Genomic DNA, 17395 nt, shown 5'->3' with positions numbered 1-17395 from the left:
GATGCTGCAAATCTCTCATCTTGCCGCCAGCTACGGTGGAAAACCGGTGCTGGAAGATATCAACCTGACGCTCGATAGTGGCGAACTGCTGGTGGTACTCGGACCTTCTGGTTGCGGAAAAACCACGCTGTTAAATCTGATTGCCGGGTTTGTGCCGTATCAGCATGGCAGCATTATGCTGGCGGGCAACAAAGTTGAAGGTCCAGGCGCAGAGCGCGGGGTTGTGTTCCAGAACGAAGGCCTGCTGCCCTGGCGCAACGTGCAGGACAACGTGGCCTTCGGGCTGCAACTGGCGGGGATGGAGAAGCCCCAACGTCAACGAATCGCGCGGGAGATGTTGCAGAAAGTTGGGCTGGAGGATGCGGGAAAACGTTTTATCTGGCAGCTCTCTGGTGGTCAGCGTCAGCGCGTCGGTATTGCGCGGGCGTTGGCTGCCAACCCGCAGCTGTTGTTGCTGGATGAACCCTTTGGCGCGCTCGACGCCTTTACCCGCGAGCAGATGCAAACCCTGCTGCTGAAGTTGTGGCATGAGACTGGCAAACAGGTGCTGTTGATTACCCACGATATTGAAGAAGCCGTTTTTTTGGCAACGGAGCTGGTATTGCTGTCGCCAGGCCCTGGCCGGGTACTGGAGCGTCTGCCGCTGAATTTCGCTCGTCGCTTTGTGGCCGGAGAGCCGAGCCGCAGCATTAAGTCCGACCCGCAGTTTATCGCCATGCGCGAGTATGTGTTAGGTCGTGTCTTTGAACAACGGGAGGCATTCTCATGAGCGTGGTGATTAATGATAAACCCCGTCGCCAGCGCGCGCTGAACTGGCGCTGGCCGTTCTCGCGGCAGTTTACCTTAAGCTTCGGTACGCTGGTCGTCATTCTGGCGGTGTGGTGGACGGTGGCGGCGCTGCAGTTAATCAGTCCGCTGTTTTTACCCCCGCCGGGCCAGGTTTTGCAAAAACTGATGGTTATTGCCGGGCCGCAGGGGTTTATGGATGCCACGCTGTGGCAGCATCTGGCGGCGAGCCTGACGCGTATTGTTATCGCGCTGCTGGCGGCGGTACTGCTCGGCGTTCCGGTTGGGATCGCTATGGGGCTGAGTCCGACGATGCGCGGCATTCTCGATCCGATCATTGAACTGTATCGTCCGGTTCCGCCATTGGCCTATTTGCCGCTGATGGTGATCTGGTTTGGCATTGGTGAGACCTCCAAGATCCTGCTGATCTATCTGGCGATTTTCGCCCCTGTAGCGATGTCGGCGCTGGCGGGGGTTAAAAGCGCGCAGCAGGTGAGAGTGCGTGCCGCACAGTCGCTGGGAGCCAGTCGTACGCAGGTGCTGTGGTTTGTTATTTTGCCGGGGGCATTGCCGGAGATACTCACAGGGTTGCGTATCGGGCTTGGCGTGGGCTGGTCGACGTTGGTGGCAGCAGAGCTGATTGCCGCCACGCGAGGTTTAGGATTTATGGTGCAGTCAGCCGGTGAGTTTCTGGCAACGGATGTGGTGCTGGCGGGGATCGCGGTGATTGCCGTTATCGCGTTTATTTTAGAACTGGGTCTGCGCGCGCTTCAGCGCCGCCTGACGCCCTGGCATGGAGAAGTACAATGAGTGAACGTCTGAGCATTACCCCGCTGGGGCCGAACATTGGCGCACAAATCACCGGTGCGGATTTGACGCGCCCGCTGAGCGATAATCAGTTTGAACAGCTTTATCACGCCGTACTGCGCCATCAGGTGGTGTTTCTGCGTGAGCAGGTGATTACGCCGCAACAACAGCGGGCGCTGGCGCTGCGTTTTGGCGATCTGCATATTCACCCTGTCTATCCGCATGCCGAAGGGGTTGAAGAGATTATCGTGCTGGATACTCATAACGATAATCCGCCGGATAACGACAACTGGCACACCGATGTGACCTTTATCGACACGCCGCCAGCGGGCGCGATTCTGGCGGCAAAAGAGCTGCCATCGACCGGGGGAGACACCCTGTGGACCAGCGGGATTGCCGCTTATGACGCATTATCTGAGCCGTTTCGCCAGTTGCTGAGCGGCCTGCGGGCAGAGCATGATTTTCGTAAATCCTTCCAGGAATATAAATACCGCCAGACGCCAGAGGAGCATCAGCGCTGGTTGGAGGCGGTGGCAAAGCATCCGCCCCTGCTGCATCCGGTGGTGCGCACGCATCCAGTGAGCGGGAAGCAGGCGCTGTTCGTGAATGAAGGATTTACCACGCGAATTGTCGATGTGACGGAAAAAGAGAGCGAGGCGTTACTGCGCTTTTTGTTCGCGCATATCACTAAACCGGAGTTCCAGGTGCGCTGGCGTTGGCAGCCCAACGATGTGGCGATTTGGGATAATCGCGTGACGCAGCATTATGCGAATGCGGATTATCTGCCCCTGCGGCGCATTATGCACCGGGCGACAATTTTGGGAGACAAGCCGTTTTTTCGGGCGGGGTGATTATCGGAGACGCTTCATTTACCGGGCCTACGACCTGTAGGTCCGGTAAAGCGAAGCCGTCATTAGGCAACAAAGTGATTAGCGCAGGATTTTTTTCTCAGCCAGATCCAGTGCGAAGTAGCTGAAGATCAGATCCGCGCCAGCGCGTTTGATCGAGCCTAAGCTTTCCAGCACCACTTTCTCTTCATCTATTGCACCCGCAAGGGCTGCAAACTTGATCATCGCGTATTCACCGCTGACCTGATAAGCGCCAATCGGCAGCTCGGTGCGCTCGCGGATATCGCGCAGAATATCGAGGTATGCGCCAGCCGGTTTGACCATCAAGCAGTCTGCGCCCTGGGCTTCATCCAGCAGCGATTCGCGGATCGCTTCCCGACGGTTCATCGGGTTCATCTGATAGGTTTTACGATCGCCCTTCAGCGCGGTACCTGCGGCTTCACGGAATGGGCCATAGAAAGAAGAGGCAAATTTGGTGGAGTAGGACATGATCGCGGTATCGGTAAAGCCCGCGGCATCCAGCGCCTGGCGAATCGCCTGCACCTGGCCGTCCATTGCGGCGGAAGGGGCGATGAAATCTGCGCCCGCAGCGGCGGCAACGACCGCCTGTTTGCCGAGATTGGCAAGGGTTAAATCGTTATCAACGCCGTGCTCGCATAATACGCCGCAGTGACCGTGCGAGGTGTATTCACAGAAGCAGGTGTCGGACATGACGATCATCTCCGGTACGGTCTGCTTACAGATACGCGACATGCGCGCCACCAGACCGTTTTCTTTCCAGGCATCGCTGCCGGTGTCATCGGTGTGATGGGAAATGCCGAAGGTCATAACCGAGCGGATGCCTGCATTAGCAATGCGTTCAATTTCGCGCGCCAGATGCTTCTCTGGAATGCGCATCACGCCGGGCATGGCCTCGATAGCTTTGTAATCGTCGAGTTCTTCTTCAACAAAGATCGGCAACACCAGGTCATTTAAGCTGAGTGTTGTCTCTTCAAACATTGCGCGCAGCGCAGGTGATTTGCGCAGGCGGCGAGGGCGTTGGATTAGGTCTGTCATGGTATGCCTGATGTTTGTGGAATCGAAGGCCGTAGTATACCCGAACCTGAGGGTGGGTGGTTTACGAAAGTTGGCGTTATATCTGGATTTTCCATCGTGGAAGGCTGAATCATTAGAGCAATTTATTCACATTTATGGCAAGTTATTTATATTCATTATTTTTCTTGTTTCTATTTTTATTATTTTAAATATCGATGCGTTTGTTTGTGTAGGGCTGGTGATAATTCCTCTTTATTTATTGTTTATTTGTTTGGGTGTGTGGTGAGTTATTTGTTAATTATATACATCAGAGATGTGTCGTGCGGTATTTCATTGAAAGAATGAGTTTTTTTGTTTTTTGTGTCAGAGGTGAGGATATTCGTAGTGTTGTCCGGTTTCGGACGACTAGCAAAGAATAATTGAACCTTTACTTTGTGAAACCGCATAATCTTCCCCGCGAAACATAAAATGTTTTCTTTGCATTGATAATTGATGGATCAACTATATTACGTCCCTGAGGAGGGATGACAAATGCACACTTGGAAAAAGAAACTAGTAGTCTCACAATTAGCATTAGCCTGTACTTTGGCAATCACTTCTCAGGCGAATGCTTCTACTGATATTTCTGGAACCACATACACAACGTTCACCCATTATAATGACGCATCACATGTTGATGACGTTTACTTCGATGGATATGTCGGTTGGAACAATTACGGCACTGATAGTATTTATAATGGTGATATTTATCCGGTAATCAATAACGCTACTGTCAACGGCGTTATTTCTACTTATTATCTGGATGATGGACTGTCAACTAACGGCAATTATAACAGCCTGACGATTAAAAACAGTACCATTCACGGAATGGTGACATCCGAATGTATGACCACGGATTGTACTAACCGTACGGGTACCGACTATTACTACGACCGTCTGGCAATGAACGTCATCAACTCCACTATCGATGACAACTACGAACATTATACCTACAACGGTACCTATAATGACGTGGCTGATACGCACGTTGTCGACGTTTATAACCTGGGCACGGCTATCACTTTGGATCAAGAAGTTGATCTGTCTATCTCCAACAACTCTCACGTCGCGGGTATTACCCTGACTCAGGGTTATGAGTGGGAAGATATTGACGATAATACCGTCATCACCGGCGTAAACAGCGGCGAAGTGTTTAACAACACTATCGCTGTTACCGACTCTACCCTGACCTCAGGTTCCTGGTCTGATGAAGGAAGATCCGGCTGGTTTGGTAACACCAGCAATGCGAGCGACTACAACGGTAACGGTTGGAACGCGAATGATATCGCATTGGCGGTTATTGCTAATCCCAATGCAGATAACGCGATGCAGACCACCGCCACGTTTGATAACGCTACGCTGATGGGCGATGTGCTGTTCTCCAGCAACTTTGATGAGAACTTCTTCCCGAACGGTGCTGATACTTACCGCGATACCGATGCCGATCTGGATACCAACGGCTGGGATGGTACTGACCGTCTGGATCTGACCCTGAACCACGGCAGCAAGTGGGTTGGTGCGGCAATGTCCGTCCATCAGGTTGACGTTGATGGTGATGGCGTTTACGAAAGCTATGCTGAGGGTACTGAAGCCACCCCTACGCTGATTGATATCGCTGCCAACAGCCTGTGGCCTTCTTCAACTTACGGTATCGATAGCGACACATCCTCTTATGACGAAAATGGTCATGTGGTTGGCAATACCGTTTATCAGAGCGGTCTGTTCAACGTGACGCTGAACGGCGCTTCCCAGTGGGGTACCACCAAAACTTCTCTGATTGACACTTTGAGCATCAACAGCGGTTCCGTTGTCAACGTGGGTGATTCTGCGCTGGTTTCTGACTCCATCACTCTGACCGGTGCTTCTGCACTTAACATCAATGAAGATGGTCGTGTTGCGACTAATACGCTGTCTATTGACAACAGTACCGTAACGATTGCTGATGATGTCTCTGCTGGCTGGAATGTGCTTAATGCCGCGCTGTATGCCAATACCATTAACGTCACCAACAACGGCGTTCTGGATGTGGGCAACAGCACCGGGAACGCGCTGCAGGTTGATACCCTGAATCTGACCAGCTACACCGACGCTTACAACCATGTTAATGCGGGTGTTTTCGACATCAACAGCGCTAACTATGTGTTGAATGCTGACCTGACCAACGATCGTACCAACGATACGCGCCAGGCTAACTACGGTTATGGCGTGATCGCGATGAACTCTGATGGTCATCTGACTATCAACGGTAACGGCGATTCCGACACCTCAGGCGATCAGTCTGAAGTTGATAACTACGGTGATCACGTAGCAGCGGCAACCGGTAACTATAAAGTTCGCATCGATAACGCCACTGGCGCAGGTTCTGTTACCGATTACAAGGGTAACGAGCTGATCTACGTTAACGACAAGAACAGCACCGCAACCTTCTCTGCAGCCAACAAAGCAGACCTGGGTGCTTACACCTATCAGGCTCAGCAGCAGGGTAACACCGTTGTTCTGCAGCAGATGGAGCTGACCGACTACGCGAACATGGCGCTGAGTATTCCGTCTGCCAACACCAATATCTGGAACCTGGAGCAAGACACCGTTGGTACTCGTCTGACTAACGCGCGTCATGGTCTGGTAGATAACGGTGGTGCATGGGTGAGCTACTTCGGCGGCAGCTTCGATGCGGATAACGGCAACATTAACTATGATCAGGATGTTAACGGCATCATGGTCGGTGTTGATTCCAAAATCGATGGTAACAACGCTAAGTGGATTGTCGGTGCTGCGGCAGGCTTCGCGAAAGGTGACATGAGTGATCGTACCGGTCAGGTAGATCAGGATAGCCAGACTGCCTATTTCTACTCTTCTGCTCGTTTTGCGAACAACATCTTTGTTGACAGTAACTTAAGCTACTCCCACTTCAACAACGATCTGTCTGCCAGCATGAGCAACGGTCAGTATGTTGATGGCAGCACCTCTTCTGATGCCTGGGGCTTCGGCTTGAAACTGGGTTATGACCTGAAGCTGGGTGACGCAGGTTACGTAACCCCTTACGGTAGCGTATCCGGTCTGTTCCAGTCTGGTGATGACTATAAGCTGAGCAACGACATGAAAGTTGACGGTCAGTCTTATGACAGCATGCGTTATGAACTTGGTGTAGATGCGGGTTATACCTTCGCCTACAGCGATGACCAGGCGCTGACCCCGTACTTCAAACTGGCCTACGTTTACGACGACTCTAACAACGATTCTGATGTAAACGGTGATTCTATCGACAACGGCGTAGAAGGTTCTGCGGTACGCGTTGGGCTGGGTACTCAGTTCAGCTTCACCAAGAACTTCAGCGCGTACACCGATGCTAATTACCTCGGTGGCGGTGATGTCGATCAAGACTGGTCTGCAAACGTTGGTGTTAAATATACCTGGTAACAACTTTCTTGCAGAGAAATAAAAGGTAATTTTATTTAGAAATAATGCCCGTCACGCATTTGACGGGCATTTCTTGCAAGGAATTCGCACATGCTATCTTCAAATAAACCTCTTCTTGAGTTTGGTAAGCTTGATAAATGTTTAGCGAAATATGGTAAGCACTTTGAGTGTGATAACGACAAAGAAATAATTTTTTCCAGCGATATTAATAGTGACGAAACTTTTGTTATTTTAAGTGGTGTTGTTTCCTTACGTAGAGGGGAAAGCGTGCTGGTCGGGATTGCACAGGCGCCTTTTATTATGGGCCTTTCTGATGGTGTGATGAAAACAGATGTACAATACAGATTAATAACCGAAAATAATTGTACGGGATACCACCTGCCTGCTTCGCAAACGATAAATATAATTGAACAATGCCAGCTTTGGCGTGAAGCCTTTTGCTGGTTAGCATGGCAAAATTCCATGTTTGAGTTGCGCGATCTGCAGCTGATCGGCAATAACTCCTACGATCAGATCCGCGCGACGCTGATATCCATGATGAAATGGGACGACGTACTGCGTTCGCGTATCGGCGTCATGAACTATATTCACCAACGCACACGAATTTCACGCTCAGTTGTCGCTGAGGTTCTCGCGGCATTGCGTAAAGGTGGTTACATTGAAATGAATAAAGGCAAACTGGTGAGCATTAACCGTTTGCCTTTTGAGTATTAAGTCAGGATGCAGGAATAACCTGCGGTTTGTTCCCGCTCAACTCTGCAACCAGATCGTTGATACCGTCGCTCATATTGGTAAATCGGGTTAGCGGAGAACGGGTCACCACGATAAATGCCCCGACGTTTTGCTGTGGGATCATCGCCATATAGGTAATGAAGCCGCCGCCGCCACCGGTTTTTTGAATAATTCCTGGTCGCCCATTCTTCGGTGCCATATAGACCCAGCCCAAACCCAGCGCATCGGCTCTACCTGGAACATCCATCCCTATCACTTTGGTTAACTGCGTACGCTGATAAATCAGCGTCTGCATACGGTCGGCCTGCTGGCTACGATGGTAAAAATCAGATGAGAGATACTGCTGCATCCAGCGCATCATATCGCCGGGCGTTGAATAAACACCACCGCTGCCCATCGCCGCCAGGGTATTGTTGCAAGGACTGGCACCTTTTTCCGCGACCATCAGGCGTCTGCATTGATCGGGGGATGGGGTAAAGGTGGTATCTTTCATTCCCAGCGGACGGGTAATTTTTTCTTCAAACAGTTGCGGATAAGGCTTTCCGGATGCGGTTCCCAGCGCATCGGCCAGCAGGTCAAACGCCAGGTTGGAATAAGAAGCCTGCGAACCCGGTGCGGCTTTAAGCGTGGCGGTTGATAGATAGCTCCAGCGCTGTTCACGGGTTGGCCAGACAAACACTGGGCGCTTCGCCGCACCGCCAGGCTGTTCGCGCGGCAGCGCGCTGGTATGCGTCGCCAGATTCACCAGCGTAATCGGCGTGCCCTGATAAGTTGGCACGCGAGCGCCAGGCGGCGCATATTTGCTCAATGGATCGTTGAGTTTAACCGTACCCTGATCGAGTAATTTCACCAGCATTTCGCTGGTCATTAATTTAGTAATAGAGGCAATTCGAATAACGGAATCCAGCTGCGGATGAACGTTATTGCCAGGGCGTGTTTCGCCGAAGCTGCGAAATACGCGCTGGTTACCATCAATCACCACGAGCGCCATCCCCGTAGCACCGCTGCCGTAAAATATATGGTCGGCATAACGATCGACGATATCAGAGGCGAAGACCGGATCGGTTATAGGCTGTGCCGCCTGGACAGATGTCAATGACGCCGCACACAGCGCGGCAGAAAAAAGCAGACTACGTTTCAACGGTGGTGTCCATGAGTTAGAGAAAGTGAAAAAGGATGTCGTGCGTATGCGTATTTATACTACTCATCGGCGTATTGCAAAGCGCTTATCAGCCAATGATAGTGTGAAAAACGTAACGATGAGTAAACGCGAGCGTTTCCCGGATTACGGATGTTCGCTTTTGTGATCTCACGCTGTGATAATCTGCACTTGCTGGAACGTTGTCGAGTGTGAAAATCACAGAAACAATTCTTCATACCAGGATGCGAACTAAGTGCCGCGGTTTTGGTCACACTTGTCGGTTTCAGCTTGTGTTTTTGGGCGTAAGCCGTCTGGCCGCCGCACTCCACGGTGGCAAATACACAGCAGTCGTCATAACGATAAGAAGTTAGCAGGAGAGCACTATGTTTAAGTCTTTTTTCCCAAAGCCGGGGCCGTTCTTTATTTCGGCATTTATTTGGGCACTGGTCGCCGTTGTATTCTGGCAAGGAGGTGGGGGAGCCTGGGTTGCGCATATTACCGGCGCGTCGGGAGACGTACCGATTAGCGCGGCCCGATTCTGGTCGCTGGATTACCTGATTTTTTATGCGTATTACATCCTTTGTGTTGGTGTGTTTGCGCTGTTCTGGTTTATCTACAGTCCGCACCGCTGGCAGTACTGGTCCATACTGGGCACGTCGCTGATAATTTTCGTGACCTGGTTTCTGGTTGAAGTTGGCGTCGCCGTCAACGCCTGGTATGCGCCATTCTATGATCTGATTCAATCCGCGTTGAGTGCGCCGCATAAGGTGAAGATTGAGCAGTTCTATCATGAAGTAGGCATCTTTCTTGGCATTGCGCTGATTGCCGTGGTCATTGGGGTGATGAACAACTTCTTCGTCAGCCACTATGTATTCCGCTGGCGTACCGCAATGAACGAACACTATATGGCGCACTGGCAGCATCTGCGTCATATCGAAGGCGCGGCGCAGCGTGTGCAGGAAGATACCATGCGTTTTGCCTCCACGCTTGAAGATATGGGGGTCAGCTTTATCAATGCGATTATGACGCTGATTGCCTTCTTACCTGTCCTGGTCACACTCTCAGCCCATGTGCCGGACCTGCCTATTGTTGGACATGTTCCTTATGGCCTGGTGATTGCCGCGATTGTCTGGTCGTTGATGGGAACCGGCTTGCTGGCGGTAGTCGGCATCAAACTTCCGGGGCTGGAGTTTAAAAACCAGCGCGTGGAAGCGGCTTACCGTAAAGAACTGGTTTACGGTGAAGATGACGCTAATCGTGCGACCCCGCCGACGGTGCGTGAACTGTTCCATGCGGTGCGCCAGAACTACTTCCGCCTCTATTTTCACTATATGTACTTCAATATCGCCCGCATTCTATACCTGCAGGTTGATAACGTTTTCGGCTTGTTCCTGCTGTTCCCGTCGATTGTTGCCGGTACGATTACGCTCGGCCTGATGACGCAAATCACCAACGTGTTTGGCCAGGTGCGCGGCTCGTTCCAGTATTTGATTAACTCCTGGACAACGTTAGTCGAACTGATGTCTATTTATAAGCGTCTGCGCAGCTTTGAACGTGAGCTTGATGGCCAGGATATTCAGGAAGTTACCCATACGCTTAGTTAATAAAAAAGGAGATGTTATGTCGACGGTTTCCCGTCTTTACCCCTTGTCCGGTCTGGCCGCTCTGGTGCTGGTGGGATGTAGTAGCCAACCCGCGCAGCCGCTAAAAAAAGGGGAGAAAGCCGTCGATGTGGCGAGCGTGGTGCGCCAGAAAATGCCCGCCAGCGTGAAAGACCGGGACGCATGGGCGCAGGATTTAGCGAAGACGTTTGAAAGCCAGAAGCTGGCGCCGACGGTTGAAAATATCTGTTCGGTGCTGGCGGTCGCGCAACAGGAGTCAAACTATCAGGCGGATCCGGCCGTTCCAAACTTAAGTAAAATCGCCTGGAAAGAGATCGACCGGCGCGCCGAGCGTATGCATATCCCGCAGTTTGTGGTGCATACCGCACTGAAGATTAACTCGCCAACGGGGAAAAGCTACAGCGAGCGTCTGGATACGGTGAAAACGGAAAAACAGCTTAGCGCCATTTTTGATGATTTTATCAATATGGTACCGATGGGGCAGACGCTGTTTGGTTCGCTTAATCCGGTACATACCGGTGGGCCAATGCAGGTCAGTATCGCGTTTGCCGAGCAGCACGCCGATGGGTATCCGTGGAAAATGGCGGGAACAGTTCGTCAGGAAGTGTTCAGCCGCCGCGGTGGGTTGTGGTTCGGTACGTATCATCTGCTTAACTACCCGGCGAATTACAGCGCGCCAATCTTCCGTTTCGCCGATTTCAATGCGGGATGGTATGCCAGCCGCAATGCGGCTTTCCAGAATGCGGTCAGTAAAGCCAGCGGAGTGAAACTGGCGATGGATGGTGACTTGATTCTCTACGGCAGCAGCGAGCCGGGCAAAACCGAGCTGGCGGTACGTAAACTGGCCGGGAAGCTGGGGATGAGCGAGAGTGAGATCCACCGTCAACTGCAAAAAGGTGACAGTCTGGCTTTTGAAGATACCGCGCTGTACGAGAAGGTCTATAAGCTGGCGGAAGCGAAGAGCGGGAAAGCGCTACCCCGTGAAATGCTGCCAGGCATTCAGCTGGAAAGCCCGAAGATTACACGTAATCTGACTACCGCGTGGTTTGCGAAACGCGTGGACGATCGTCGGGCGAAATGTATGGGTCAGTCATCGTTATGATGACGGCGGCGCCAGCGCACGAATGCCGCAATGGCGCCAAGAATCAGACTTCCGGCAAGGAAAGGGACCAGCCCAAAAAGGGTACCGACGCCTAAGCCAATTTCAACTCGTGGGCGTCCTGTCTCTTGCATTTGCAACTGCATCAGCTGTTCATAGATGCCGGGAGCGTGGGCCAACAGATTTAAAACCTGCGCGCCTGCCCAAAAGCAAAACAGCACAAATACGGCATACGCAATGTTGCCGGGCAGGGAGGAGGTATCCCGATGTTTGCCCTTAAACAGGGATTTTGAGAGCGTAAAATCAGCCATAAAGACCTCCGGAAATAACCTGCTTTTTTTGACGTGATGCCTGGAACTGACAGTGAGTCTGACAGGTGATCGGCAATGTCAATATCAGAATGATGGTAATTTCAGGTAGAGATTATTCCTGGATCTCGGTTTTTTGCTGGTTGTCACAATTACGTAACCTTAAGTGAAATCAAGTTACATTTCAGAAATTCCGCACAGGCCACAGACGTCTATGAGGAAATGTGCGAGGATGCGCTTTCACGTTGTATTTCCTCCGGAGCTGTTATGAACCTGCCTGTTAAAATCCGCCGAGACTGGCACTACTATGCCTTCGCTATTGGGCTTATCTTTATTCTGAACGGGGTGGTGGGCTTACTGGGTTTTGAAGCGCAGGGATGGCAGACCTATGCGGTGGGGTTGGTGACGTGGGTGATTAGCTTTTGGTTGGCCGGATTAATTATCCGTCGCCGCGTGGAAGATGAAGAAGAAGCAAAGGATGCCCAATAGCTATCGATCAGGCATCCTGGCGGGTTTACATACTGGTTTTCAACGCGCTATCCGCCGCATGACGTTCCAGTGCCAGTTCGATCAGGCGAGTGATCAAATCGGTATAGCCTAAGCCGCTCGCCTGCCACAGTTTTGGATACATGCTGATGTTGGTAAAGCCCGGCAGCGTGTTGATCTCATTGATCACAACATCGTTCTCTGCGGTTAAGAAAACGTCCACGCGCGCCATACCGGCGCAGCCCAGCGCCTGATAAGCCTGAATAGCAATGTCGCGGATCTTATCGTTAATTTCCGGTGCGATCGCTGCCGGAACAACCACTTTGGCACCGTTATCGTCAATGTATTTGGTGTCGTAAGCGTAAAAATCACTGTTCAGCACGATCTCGCCACAGGTACTGGCCTGCGGTTGATCGTTGCCCAGCACCGCGCATTCGATCTCGCGGCCCTTGATCCCTTGTTCCACCACGACTTTATGGTCGAATTCAAATGCCAGCGCGACGGCCTGATTGTATTGCGCTTCGCTGGTCACTTTACTGACGCCAACGGACGAGCCCTGGTTGGCTGGTTTTACAAACAGCGGCAGGCCAAGTCGGGATTCCACCTCGGCAAAGCTGATGTGGTTGCGATTGGCACGGGTGAGCGTAATAAATGGCGCGATGTTTAATCCGGCATCGCGCAGTAGACGTTTGGTCACGTCTTTATCCATACAGGCCGCAGAACCCAGGACATCAGAACCGACGAACGGCAGATTCGCCACGCGCAGCATACCCTGCAGAGAGCCATCTTCACCCAACGTGCCGTGTACGATCGGGAAAATAACATCGACCGTTGGCAGTGGCTGACCGGTTTGCGCATCGATCAACTGGTGCTCTTGTTTACCCGGGACCTGAGCCAGGCTGGTCGCGGAAGGACGCAGCGCAATATGCGCTGGATCATCTGAATTGAGCAGATAGTTACTGGCATCGCTAATGTGCCATTGCCCTTGCTTATCAATACCTAACAGCACAACGTCAAAGCGAGTCTTGTCGATGGCATCGACAATATTTTTTGCCGATTGCAATGACACTTCATGTTCCGCTGATTTACCACCAAATACGATTCCTACCCGCAACTTTGCCATCTTAAAAACCCATTCCATGAATGCAAAGCACATACATTACCACGACAAAACGCAGGTTTCCTCGGCTTCTGGCAGATTGTTTTGATGGGCAACAGAGGAACAGATAAGCGCAAACGCGCAGAACGGACGCGGAGCATAAACCCCTGCTGATATTGTGGGGTTGATGTGAGGTATATCACAAATATGATGAGCGGGAAGATAAAATCCTAAACTGTGATATATCGCACCTGTGGACCCTTATTTGGCTAAGTAATTTGTTAAGCTACTCACAGTTTTCAGCTACTTATCGTTATGAGTCCCTATGGAATCCTGGAGAGTCAACCTCATTTCCGTATGGTTCGGTTGCTTTTTCACCGGCCTGGCAATCAGCCAAATCCTGCCTTTTTTACCGCTCTATATCTCCCAACTGGGGGTAAGCTCCCATGAAGCACTCTCAATGTGGTCTGGCTTAACGTTTAGCGTCACCTTCCTGATTTCAGCCATCGTCTCTCCGATGTGGGGGAGTTTAGCCGACCGTAAAGGACGCAAGCTGATGCTGCTGCGGGCCTCTTTGGGTATGGCGATTGCGATTTTACTGCAGGCCTTTGCCACTAACGTCTGGCAGCTTTTTCTGCTGCGTGGGATCATGGGGTTAACGTCTGGCTATATTCCCAATGCGATGGCGCTGGTAGCCTCACAGGTTCCGCGCGAACGCAGCGGGTGGGCGCTGAGTACGCTCTCGACGGCGCAAATTAGCGGCGTTATTGGCGGACCGCTGATGGGGGGCTTTATTGCCGACCACATTGGCTTACGGGCGGTATTCTGTATTACCGCGGCTTTGCTGGTAGTGAGTTTTCTGGTCACGCTGTTCTTAATTAAAGAAGGTGTGCGCCCGACAATCAAAAAAAGCGAACGCCTGAGCGGGAAGGCCGTCTTTGCCTCGCTGCCTTATCCGACGCTGGTGATCAGCCTGTTTTTTACTACGATGGTGATCCAGTTGTGTAACGGCTCAATTGGGCCGATTCTGGCGCTGTTTATTAAATCAATGGTCCCAGACAGTTCTAATATTGCCTTTCTCAGCGGGCTGATTGCTTCGGTTCCGGGCATCTCGGCGCTGATTTCTGCGCCCCGGCTAGGTAAATTAGGCGATCGTATTGGGACCGAGCGGATTTTAATGGCAACGTTAATCTTCGCCGTCGTGTTGTTTTTCGCCATGTCATGGGTCACTACGCCGTTGCAGTTGGGGATCTTACGTTTTCTGCTCGGCTTTGCCGACGGCGCGATGTTGCCCGCGGTGCAGACGCTGCTGGTAAAATACTCCAGCGACCAGATAACCGGGCGCATTTTTGGTTATAACCAGTCATTTATGTACCTCGGCAACGTAGCCGGGCCATTAATGGGGGCTACGGTTTCGGCAATGGCGGGCTTTCGCTGGGTGTTTATTGCCACGGCGTGCATTGTGCTAATCAACATCTGGCAACTGGCTATCGCATTGCGACGTCGGCGCTGCGCACGCTGAGTACCTGATTAACAACGCTGCTCGTCAGCGTTGTTAATCCATCATTATGCATTTATATATCCAGGTGATTATTAATCCCCTTACCCTTTTATATGGAATAATTCTGCGCTAAGACTCTTTCTCCCTTATTTTGTGTTGTGATTGTTTTCGCAAAACGTTTTATTTCTTATGAAAATACAACTTTCATCCTCTAGGCAGTTGTGAGTCTTAATGATAACGTGGCCTATATTTGGTTAAGGGAATACGTAAATGAAAAATCTCGTTACTGAGTTGTTACTTAAGCTCGCCCAAAAAGAAGAAGAGTCGCAAGAACTGACGGCGCAGGTTGAAACGCTGGAGCAGGTAATCATCGAAATGCTGCGCAATATGACGTGTAACGATCGGCAAATATTTATTCGCCAAATTGAGGGGGCTTTGGCTGGAGAAGGCCGTATGCCTGCGTTTCTGACCAACGTTCATAACGCTGGCGAGAGTGTGCCAAAAGCGTTTTGAGTAATCCGTGGTGCGTCATCCACAAATTATCATAAAAGTGTCACATCAAATACTTATAGTCGCTTTGTTTTAATTTTACCGTATTTATACATGGAGAAAATAAAGTGAAACAAAGCGCACTCGCTATTGCCCTGTTACCTTTGCTGTTTACCCCGGTTATTAATGCAGAAACCTCTGCCATAACGGTTATGGATAATCGTGCCGCTCAGGGTGATATCACCACGCCGGGCGGCGCCCGCCGATTGTCTGCCGATCAAACGGCGGCTCTGCGCGAATCTCTGAGCGATAAACCTGCCAAAAATATTATTTTATTGATTGGCGATGGGATGGGGGACTCAGAAATAACGGCCGCGCGAAATTATGCCGAAGGCGCAGGCGGCTTTTTTAAAGGAATTGATGCTTTACCGTTGACCGGACAATACACGCACTATGCGTTGGATAAGAAAACGGGTAAACCCGATTATGTGACGGATTCTGCGGCATCCGCGACGGCGTGGACCACCGGTGTGAAAACCTATAATGGTGCGCTGGGCGTTGATATCCATGAAAAAGATCACGCCACAATTCTTGAAATGGCAAAAGCGGCGGGGCTGGCAACGGGAAACGTTTCTACCGCTGAATTGCAGGATGCTACCCCGGCGGCGCTGGTTGCCCATGTGACTTCGCGTAAGTGCTATGGCCCAGGCGTGACACGTGAAAAATGCCCAACCAATGCGCTGGAAAAAGGCGGTAAAGGGTCAATCACCGAACAATTACTGAATGCCCGGGCTGACGTTACGCTGGGCGGCGGGGCCAAAACGTTTGCGGAAACCGCTGCGGCGGGCGAGTGGCAGGGTAAAACGTTGCGTGAACAAGCCCTGGCCCGCGGTTATCAGATGGTGAGTGATACCGCGACGCTGGCGGCGATTACCGAAGCTAATCAGGATAAACCGCTGCTGGGCCTGTTCTCTGACGGCAATATGCCCGTGCGCTGGGAAGGTCCGAAAGCGTCTTATCATGGCAATCTGGATAAGCCGGTTGTGACCTGTACGCCAAATCCAAAGCGTGACGACAGCGTGCCAACGCTGGCACAGATGACGGATAAAGCGATTGAGTTGTTAAGCAAAAATGAGAAAGGTTTCTTCCTGCAAGTGGAAGGGGCGTCAATCGATAAACAGGACCACGCCGCCAACCCGTGCGGACAGATTGGTGAAACGGTCGATCTGGACGAAGCGGTACAGCGCGCGCTTGCCTTTGCGAAGAAAGATGGCAACACCCTGGTGGTGGTAACCGCTGACCACGCACATGCCAGCCAGATTGTCGCGCCGGATACCAAAGCACCTGGCCTGACCCAGGCGCTGAACACCAAAGATGGCGCGGTCATGGTCATCAGCTACGGCAACTCTGAAGAGGAATCTCAGGAGCACACCGGCAGCCAGCTGCGAATTGCAGCCTATGGCCCGCATGCGGCGAATGTGGTCGGCCTGACCGATCAAACCGACCTGTTTTACACCATGAAAGCGGCGTTAGGACTGAAATAACCCGACGCCCGGCGGCAATACTTTTGCCGCCGGGTGGTATTTTTATCGTTAGCAGCCAAACTTACCTGTGTGTTGTCGTTCAGAAAAGAAGGATGCTATGAAAATTACATTATTAATGACGCTGCTTTTTGGTCTGATTTTTTTAACTACCGTCGGTGCCGCCGAGAAGACTTTAACCCCGCAACAACAGCGTATGACCACCTGCAATCAGCAGGCAACGGCGCAGACCTTAAAAGGGGATGCGCGTAAGACATATATGAGTGATTGCCTGAAAAACAGTAAATCTGCGCCGGAGGAAAAGAGCCTGACGCCGCAGCAGCAAAAAATGCGTGAATGTAACGTTAAGGCGACGGAGCAGTCTCTGAAAGGTGATGATCGTAATAAATTTATGAGCGCTTGCCTGAAGAAATCTGCGTAGCACTTACGGGTGAGCAGGTAAAAT

General features: G+C 51.5%; 16 protein-coding genes. 12 read left to right on the top strand and 4 right to left on the bottom strand.

Annotation, left to right across the window (positions count from 1 at the left end):
- Nucleotide 1: 1 nt before the first annotated feature.
- From tauB to tauD, 3 genes are read left to right on the top strand one after another with little or no spacing between them, the layout of a single operon-like run.
- A complete protein-coding gene (gene tauB / locus HV345_RS17985; protein WP_016155825.1) occupies nt 2–769 on the top strand; it encodes a taurine ABC transporter ATP-binding subunit in 768 nt (255 codons plus the stop codon).
- Complete coding sequence (tauC, locus tag HV345_RS17980; protein WP_181635888.1) at nt 766–1596, top strand: taurine ABC transporter permease TauC; 831 nt, start codon at nt 766–768, stop codon at nt 1594–1596. The genes tauB and tauC overlap by 4 nt, the downstream gene beginning before the upstream one ends.
- Nucleotides 1593–2444 carry a taurine dioxygenase gene (gene tauD / locus HV345_RS17975; protein WP_049042258.1) on the top strand — a complete coding sequence of 284 codons (852 nt, stop codon included), beginning with the start codon at nt 1593–1595 and terminating at the stop codon, nt 2442–2444. The genes tauC and tauD overlap by 4 nt, the downstream gene beginning before the upstream one ends.
- Before the next feature lie 78 nt (nt 2445–2522).
- Here the strand turns inward: tauD and hemB are convergent, their stop codons facing one another.
- Nucleotides 2523–3497 carry a porphobilinogen synthase gene (hemB, locus tag HV345_RS17970; RefSeq protein WP_181635887.1) on the bottom strand — a complete coding sequence of 325 codons (975 nt, stop codon included), beginning with the start codon at nt 3495–3497 and terminating at the stop codon, nt 2523–2525.
- Nucleotides 3498–4007: 510 nt separating this feature from the next.
- On the opposite strand from hemB, the gene ehaB reads away from it, so the two are divergent.
- Together ehaB and iprA are read left to right on the top strand one after the other, a co-directional pair.
- Complete coding sequence (ehaB, locus tag HV345_RS17965) at nt 4008–6932, top strand: autotransporter adhesin EhaB (RefSeq protein WP_181635886.1); 2925 nt, start codon at nt 4008–4010, stop codon at nt 6930–6932.
- Nucleotides 6933–7022: 90 nt separating this feature from the next.
- The gene (iprA, locus tag HV345_RS17960; protein WP_047357670.1) at nt 7023–7646 is read left to right on the top strand and encodes a hydrogen peroxide resistance inhibitor IprA; all 624 of its coding nucleotides are present in this window, start codon (nt 7023–7025) and stop codon (nt 7644–7646) included.
- Nucleotide 7647: 1 nt separating this feature from the next.
- Here iprA and ampH read toward each other — a convergent pair whose 3' ends face one another.
- Nucleotides 7648–8805 carry a D-alanyl-D-alanine-carboxypeptidase/endopeptidase AmpH gene (gene ampH, locus HV345_RS17955; RefSeq protein WP_016151995.1) on the bottom strand — a complete coding sequence of 386 codons (1158 nt, stop codon included), beginning with the start codon at nt 8803–8805 and terminating at the stop codon, nt 7648–7650.
- Between the two features lie 383 nt (nt 8806–9188).
- Between ampH and sbmA the strand changes: the two genes are divergently transcribed.
- Both sbmA and HV345_RS17945 read left to right on the top strand, forming a co-directional pair.
- Nucleotides 9189–10409: a peptide antibiotic transporter SbmA gene (gene sbmA, locus HV345_RS17950; RefSeq protein WP_016155831.1), complete on the top strand. Its 1221-nt coding sequence runs from the start codon at nt 9189–9191 to the stop codon at nt 10407–10409.
- Nucleotides 10410–10425: 16 nt separating this feature from the next.
- Nucleotides 10426–11529 (top strand): DUF1615 domain-containing protein, encoded by a 1104-nt coding sequence (locus tag HV345_RS17945; protein WP_047497835.1) that lies wholly within the window; start codon nt 10426–10428, stop codon nt 11527–11529.
- On the opposite strand, the gene HV345_RS17940 is transcribed toward HV345_RS17945, so the two are convergent.
- Nucleotides 11514–11837 carry a DUF2755 family protein gene (locus HV345_RS17940; protein WP_016151998.1) on the bottom strand — a complete coding sequence of 108 codons (324 nt, stop codon included), beginning with the start codon at nt 11835–11837 and terminating at the stop codon, nt 11514–11516. The genes HV345_RS17945 and HV345_RS17940 overlap by 16 nt on opposite strands.
- A 264-nt stretch (nt 11838–12101) precedes the next feature.
- On the opposite strand from HV345_RS17940, the gene HV345_RS17935 reads away from it, so the two are divergent.
- Nucleotides 12102–12323: a DUF2754 domain-containing protein gene (locus tag HV345_RS17935; RefSeq protein WP_019076140.1), complete on the top strand. Its 222-nt coding sequence runs from the start codon at nt 12102–12104 to the stop codon at nt 12321–12323.
- A gap of 25 nt (nt 12324–12348) precedes the next feature.
- On the opposite strand, the gene ddlA is transcribed toward HV345_RS17935, so the two are convergent.
- The gene (gene ddlA, locus HV345_RS17930) at nt 12349–13443 is read right to left on the bottom strand and encodes a D-alanine--D-alanine ligase (protein WP_181635885.1); all 1095 of its coding nucleotides are present in this window, start codon (nt 13441–13443) and stop codon (nt 12349–12351) included.
- Nucleotides 13444–13744: 301 nt separating this feature from the next.
- Here ddlA and HV345_RS17925 point away from each other — a divergent pair, with 301 nt between their 5' ends.
- The 4 genes from HV345_RS17925 to psiF all read left to right on the top strand — a co-directional run bounded on the left by HV345_RS17925 (nt 13745) and on the right by psiF (nt 17371).
- On the top strand, nt 13745–14941 hold the full coding sequence (locus tag HV345_RS17925) for a multidrug efflux MFS transporter (RefSeq protein ID WP_181635884.1): 1197 nt from the start codon (nt 13745–13747) through the stop codon (nt 14939–14941).
- Nucleotides 14942–15190: 249 nt separating this feature from the next.
- Nucleotides 15191–15433, top strand: coding sequence for a sigma-S stabilization anti-adapter protein IraP (locus HV345_RS17920; RefSeq protein WP_016152002.1), 243 nt, complete (start codon nt 15191–15193; stop codon nt 15431–15433).
- A gap of 104 nt (nt 15434–15537) precedes the next feature.
- Nucleotides 15538–16953, top strand: a complete 1416-nt coding sequence (gene phoA, locus HV345_RS17915; protein ID WP_047357675.1) for an alkaline phosphatase — start codon at nt 15538–15540, stop codon at nt 16951–16953.
- 97 nt (nt 16954–17050) lie between these two features.
- Nucleotides 17051–17371 carry a phosphate starvation-inducible protein PsiF gene (gene psiF, locus HV345_RS17910; RefSeq protein WP_003830956.1) on the top strand — a complete coding sequence of 107 codons (321 nt, stop codon included), beginning with the start codon at nt 17051–17053 and terminating at the stop codon, nt 17369–17371.
- Nucleotides 17372–17395: the final 24 nt, after the last annotated feature.

The organism is Citrobacter sp. RHBSTW-00986 (genome assembly GCF_013783065.1).
Taxonomy (GTDB): Bacteria; Pseudomonadota; Gammaproteobacteria; order Enterobacterales; family Enterobacteriaceae; genus Citrobacter; species Citrobacter braakii.
This window is presented reverse-complemented; position numbering and strand designations above follow the sequence as displayed.